The organism is Mycobacterium sp., assembly GCF_050701675.1.
Classification (GTDB): Bacteria; Actinomycetota; Actinomycetes; order Mycobacteriales; family Mycobacteriaceae; genus Mycobacterium.
On sequence record NZ_JBOGDD010001209.1, the window covers coordinates 1 to 5,037 of the forward strand.

The window sequence follows — 5,037 nt, forward strand, 5'->3', positions numbered from 1 at the left end:
GGCGACGCCATCGTGATCCACCCTTAGCGCTTCCCGCGACAGTTCGATGCCGACGCCGGATGCGTCTGCGACGTGTCCGAGGTCCGCCAGCAGACCGTCGGACACGTCGGTCATCGCCGTGGCACCGGCGTCTGCTGCCACGCGACCCTCTCCGTAGGGCACCGAGGGCACCAGGTGACTGGCGCGCAGCTCGACGTGTTTGCGAATGTCCTTGAGCCACAGGGTATACCCGGCAGCTGACCGCCCGACGTCACCGATGACCGCCACCGCGTGGCCGGGCCTGGCGCCGCTGAGCAGCACGGGCTCGCGGCCTCCTAGGTCGCCGAGCGCGGTCACCGAGATCACCCACTGCGGCGAGGCGACGAGGTCACCCCCGACGATGCTCGCGCCGAAGCTGCGGGCCTCCTGCCACATGCCGTCCGAGAGTCCCGCGACGTCGTCGCCGAGGGTGCTGCCCGGTGCGCCGAACGCGACGACGAACGCGGTAGCCGCCGCACCCATCGCCTCGACGTCGGCGGCATTCTGGGCGATCGCCTTGCGGCCGACGTCGTGCGGCGTCGACCAGTCGAGTCGGAAGTGCCGTCCCTCGACGAGCATGTCCGTCGACACCACCGTCCGACCGTCGCCCGCGGCGATCACCGCGGCGTCGTCGCCGGGCCCCACCAGGACGGCCGGGCCCTGCACCCGTCCATCGACGAGCCGGTCGATCACGACGAACTCCCCGAGATCGGCGAGCGTCTCCGCCCGCTCGCTGTTGGTCATGTCACCTTCCATCGGGTCGCCGGTTGCGTGCCCTGAACACCGGCGCGACCTGCGGTACGTTTGGTCCCTGCGGCGTGGAGTCTATGCAGCCAGGACGGAGGTCAGCGCGGGTGGTTGAGGCATTCATGCTGATTCAGACCGAAGTGGGCCGCGCCGAAGTCGTCGCGAAGCAGTTGTCGGCGCTGCCTGGAGTGTCGTCGTCGGAATACGTGACAGGACCCTACGACGTGGTGGTCCGCATCCAGGCCGACACGGATGCGCACCTGCAATCCGTCGTCGTTCCGAGCATCCAGCAGGTCATCGGCATCACCCGCACCCTGACCTGTCCCATCGCCGACGGAGTGCGCACCTAGAGTTGCTCGGGTGACCGACGACGAAGCCGACGGGCCCCCGCGCGCCGTGCTGATCGCGGCGATCGTCATCGCGGTGGGTGCGATCATCGCCGTACTGGTGGTCGCGGCCACCAGGGAGGCGAAGCCCGTTCCGCGGCCCGTGGCCATCGCCGCCGCACCCGCCCCGCACGCCGACGGCGACGCCTGCAGAGCGCTGATGTCCGCGCTTCCCGACGCGATGGACGACTATCACCGGGCACAGGCGGCCGAACCCGTGCCCGCCGGCGCTGCGGCATGGCAGGCCGAACCCGACGGCGACCCCGTCATCCTGCGCTGCGGGCTGGATCGCCCGGACGACTTCGTCACCAGCTCACCGTTGCAGGTCGTCGACGACGTGGAGTGGTTCCGGATCCCCGGAGACGGCCGCACCACCTGGGTGACGGTCGACAGGCCGGTCTACGTGGCACTGACGCTGCCCGACGGGTCGGGACCCACGCCGATCCAGCTGCTCTCGCGGGCCGTCGCCCAAGCCTTGCCCGCGACCCCGGTCAACCCAGCGCCGGTCCGCTGAGACGTTGAGGTAGCGCTGACGGCGATTGCTACTCGCACTTTCTCGCCACCAGCGCTACATCAACGGAAGACGCCGCTAGCGCAGGCCGGTGCCGCGGGCCACCGCCGTGTCGACCATGGCCGCCAGAAGCGTCGGGTAGTCCACCCCACTGGCCGCCCACATCCGCGGATACATCGAGATGGTGGTGAAGCCCGGCATCGTGTTGATCTCGTTGATCACCGGGCCGTCGTCGGTGAGGAAGAAGTCGACGCGCGCGAGACCCTGGCAGTCGATGGCGCGGAACGCCCTGATCGCCAATTGTCTTACTTCATCGGCGATCTCGTCATCGATCTTGGCGGGTACGTCGAGCTCGGCGGCGTCCTCGAGGTATTTGGTGGCGAAGTCGTAGAACCCGTCCTCGCGGCCGCGCACCCCGGCAACGCGGATCTCGCCGACGGTGCTGGCCTCGATGCGGCCGTCGGGCAACTCCAGCACACCGCACTCCAGTTCGCGGCCGACCACTGCCGCTTCCACGATGACCTTGGGGTCGTGTTTGCGCGCGTAGGCGATGGCCCGGTCCAGCTCGTCCCACGTCGTGACCCGGCTGACGCCGATCGACGAGCCCCCGCGGGCGGGTTTGACGAACACCGGAAGGCCGAGCCGCTCCCTGTCGTCGAGGTCGAGGGTCTGGTCGTGGGCGCGCAGCACGGCCTGCTCGCCGATGGGCAGCCCCTCCGCCGCGAGCAGCTTCTTGGTGAACTCCTTGTCCATACCCGCGGCACTGGCCAGCACACCCGCACCGACGTACGGCACGCCCGCGAGCTCGAGCAGTCCCTGGATGGTGCCGTCCTCGCCGTAGGGACCGTGCAGGACGGGGAAGACGACGTCGACGGCGGCGAGGACGTCCCCCGCTCCCGTGCCGAGCGACAGGAGCTGGCCACGACGGCTGGGGTCCGCCGCGAGTGCGAGCGCGGTCCCCGACGCCCCGGTCACCTCGGGAAGCCTGCCGTCGGTGATCGCCAGCGAGTCGGGGTGGCCGTCGGTGAGCACCCAGGAGCCGTCGGGCGTGATGCCGACCGCGACCACCTCGAAGCGATTCGGGTCGAGGTTGCGCAGGATGCTGCCTGCGGAAACACACGAGATGGCGTGCTCGGAGCTGCGGCCGCCGTAGACGACGGCCACGCGCGTGCGGGCAGGCGGGCCGGGCTGATCGCGGTCGGTCACAACCTAGAGAGGCTACCGTCCTGGCCCGAACCCGCATGGCAGCACTCGTTGACCTGCGCTTCAACCATGCCTCACCGGGCTGCCCCGACCTCGATCAGCTGACCCGTCACGTCGCAGCCCGCCCGCGACACCAGGAAGGCCACCGTGTCGGCGACCGCTTCTCGACGACGCTGGGACTCCCTCTCCGCCTCCTGGCCCGGCTCGGGATTCATGTTGCTCGGCGAGACGGCGTTGACGTTGACGTGGTCGGCCGCACACGCCGCCGCGAGTGCCTTGGTCATCCCGACCAGTCCGTACTTCGCGGCCGAGACGTGGAACCTGCCGGGATCGCCGCTCAGCGCGTTGCCTCCGATGATCGAGACGATGCCGCCCCCGTCGGCGCGCAGCCGCGGCAGGGCAGCCAGGACACAGTTCATGGCGCCGTCCAGGGTTACCGATCGGACGGCCTCCCAGTCCGCGGCCGTCACGTCGTACACCGGCACCCGGGTCCGCGCGGCGGCGTTGTTGACCAGCACCCGCAGCGGACCCAGTCCGTCGGCCACCGCGAACATCCGCCCCACCGCGGCCGGATCCGCGACGTCCGCGGCCGCCACCGCCGCGGCGACACCGTGCGCGCGGGCCTCCGCGGCCACCTTCTCGGCCTGCTCGACGTCGGAACGCGTGTTGACGACGACGTCGTAGCCGTCCCGCGCGAGCGCCAACACGATTGCGCGCCCCAGGTTGCGCGCTCCGCCGGTGACCACGGCGACGCCGCGGCCCTCCTTGGTCTCCTGCCCGTCGGTCACGACCGCACTCCCGTCATCGCCACCAGTTCGGCGAAGTCAGCGGCGGTGTCCATCGACCAGCACGCCTCCAAGAGCCGGGCCGCACCGTCGACGCCGAGGCGTGGCGCGGCGTTGTCGGTGAACTTCGCCGCCAGATCGTCGTCGGTCAGCGGATTTTCCGGGGTGCCGCGGTTTGCCTCGACCCGCAGCGTCACCGAGCGTCCGTCGATCAGGTCGACCGCGACCTCGGCGGCTCGTTTGCCGACGGAGCGGTCGGACGTGACGTCGATCAACTCACGTACCGCTGCGATCTCGCGATCGACGGCGGCCTCGTCGGTGAAGTGGTCCAACCGCGGGCGGGGTGCCAGCAACGCCACCGCGACACCGTGGGTGAGGCTGAACTTGGCGTCAAGTCCGGTCCGTGGATCAACCTTGCCAGTCACCGTCGCCGCCTTCGTATTCACCGTCGCTCGAACGCGTTTCACCTCGGAGGCGCCGAAACCGTACTCTGCCCGCAGACCCAGCACCGCATCGATGGCCGGGTGTGTCAGCGATCCGCTGGGATAGGCCTTGTAGCCGTTGGCGAGCAGGTGCCACTGCTCCCCCAGCCCCTCGGTCAACTTGGCGGCATCGGGATTCGGTGACATCACCGCGAGGAACCCGCGGTCCCCTTCCATGATCTCCGTCGACGACGTGATGCCCTCGGCGGCCATCGTCGCGGACAGCAGGCCATCCATGGCGGCCTTGCCCGCATGCAGCGGTTTGCCGTCGGTGCCGTACACCGCCTTGAGCCCCGCGGCCTGGGTGCCCGCGCTGCCGAGCGCCTGGTTCAGCGTCGCGGTCGGCAGTCTCAGCATTCGGCCCGCGGCGGCCGCAGCGCCCACGTGCCCGACCGTTCCCGTGACGTGCCAACCGATCTCGTAGTGTGCGTCACCTGCCGCCCGGCCCAGCCTGCACTCGGTCTCGAAGCCAGCGACGAACGCGGTGAGCGCGTCACGTCCGGCCACGGGTGCGCTTTCGGCGAGGGCGAAGACCACCGGCCAGACCGGCGCGCTGCCGTGCACCGTGGTGTCACCGGGGTTGAAGGTGTCGTCGTAGTCGAGCAGGTGGGCGGCAAATCCGTTGACCAGCGCCGCGTACGGCATCGTCGTGGTCTCCGATCGGCCGATCACCGTGTGAAAACCCATCCCCGCCATACGATCCGAGACCCGTAGCATGGCCTCGACCGATGGGTGGCCCGCCGCGGCGACCGCGACGCCCACGTGGTCGATCAGTGCTCGCTTGGCCTCGTGCACGACGCCTGCCGGGAGATCGCCGAACTCCAGTCGCGCCGCGAAGTCGGCGATCACCGCGCTCGGCCCACGGACGCTCACAGCTGACCGAGGCCCAGTGCGGCGATCAACGT

6 protein-coding genes are annotated in these 5,037 nt (G+C 70.1%); 2 read left to right on the forward strand and 4 right to left on the reverse strand.

All coding sequences use genetic code 11. From position 1 onward, the window contains the following. On the reverse strand, positions 1 to 762 hold a 762-nt coding region (locus ACRDUX_RS37455; RefSeq protein ID WP_526422041.1), incomplete at its 3' end, for a thiamine-phosphate kinase. A 110-nt stretch (positions 763 to 872) separates the two neighbouring features. On the opposite strand from ACRDUX_RS37455, the gene ACRDUX_RS37460 reads away from it, so the two are divergent. Beyond that, complete coding sequence (locus tag ACRDUX_RS37460; protein WP_526422043.1) at positions 873 to 1,115, forward strand: Lrp/AsnC ligand binding domain-containing protein; 243 nt, start codon at positions 873 to 875, stop codon at positions 1,113 to 1,115. A gap of 10 nt (positions 1,116 to 1,125) precedes the next feature. Then, complete coding sequence (locus ACRDUX_RS37465) at positions 1,126 to 1,665, forward strand: DUF3515 family protein (protein ID WP_526422045.1); 540 nt, start codon at positions 1,126 to 1,128, stop codon at positions 1,663 to 1,665. A 75-nt stretch (positions 1,666 to 1,740) separates the two neighbouring features. On the opposite strand, the gene ACRDUX_RS37470 is transcribed toward ACRDUX_RS37465, so the two are convergent. The 3 genes from ACRDUX_RS37470 to ACRDUX_RS37480 form a co-directional block, all read right to left on the reverse strand. After that, positions 1,741 to 2,868, reverse strand: a complete 1,128-nt coding sequence (locus ACRDUX_RS37470) for a D-alanine--D-alanine ligase family protein (protein ID WP_526422047.1) — start codon at positions 2,866 to 2,868, stop codon at positions 1,741 to 1,743. A gap of 71 nt (positions 2,869 to 2,939) precedes the next feature. Continuing rightward, positions 2,940 to 3,653 carry an SDR family NAD(P)-dependent oxidoreductase gene (locus ACRDUX_RS37475; RefSeq protein WP_526422049.1) on the reverse strand — a complete coding sequence of 238 codons (714 nt, stop codon included), beginning with the start codon at positions 3,651 to 3,653 and terminating at the stop codon, positions 2,940 to 2,942. Next, on the reverse strand, positions 3,650 to 5,037 hold a 1,388-nt coding region (locus tag ACRDUX_RS37480), incomplete at its 5' end, for an MmgE/PrpD family protein (RefSeq protein ID WP_526422051.1). The genes ACRDUX_RS37480 and ACRDUX_RS37475, both read right to left, overlap by 4 nt.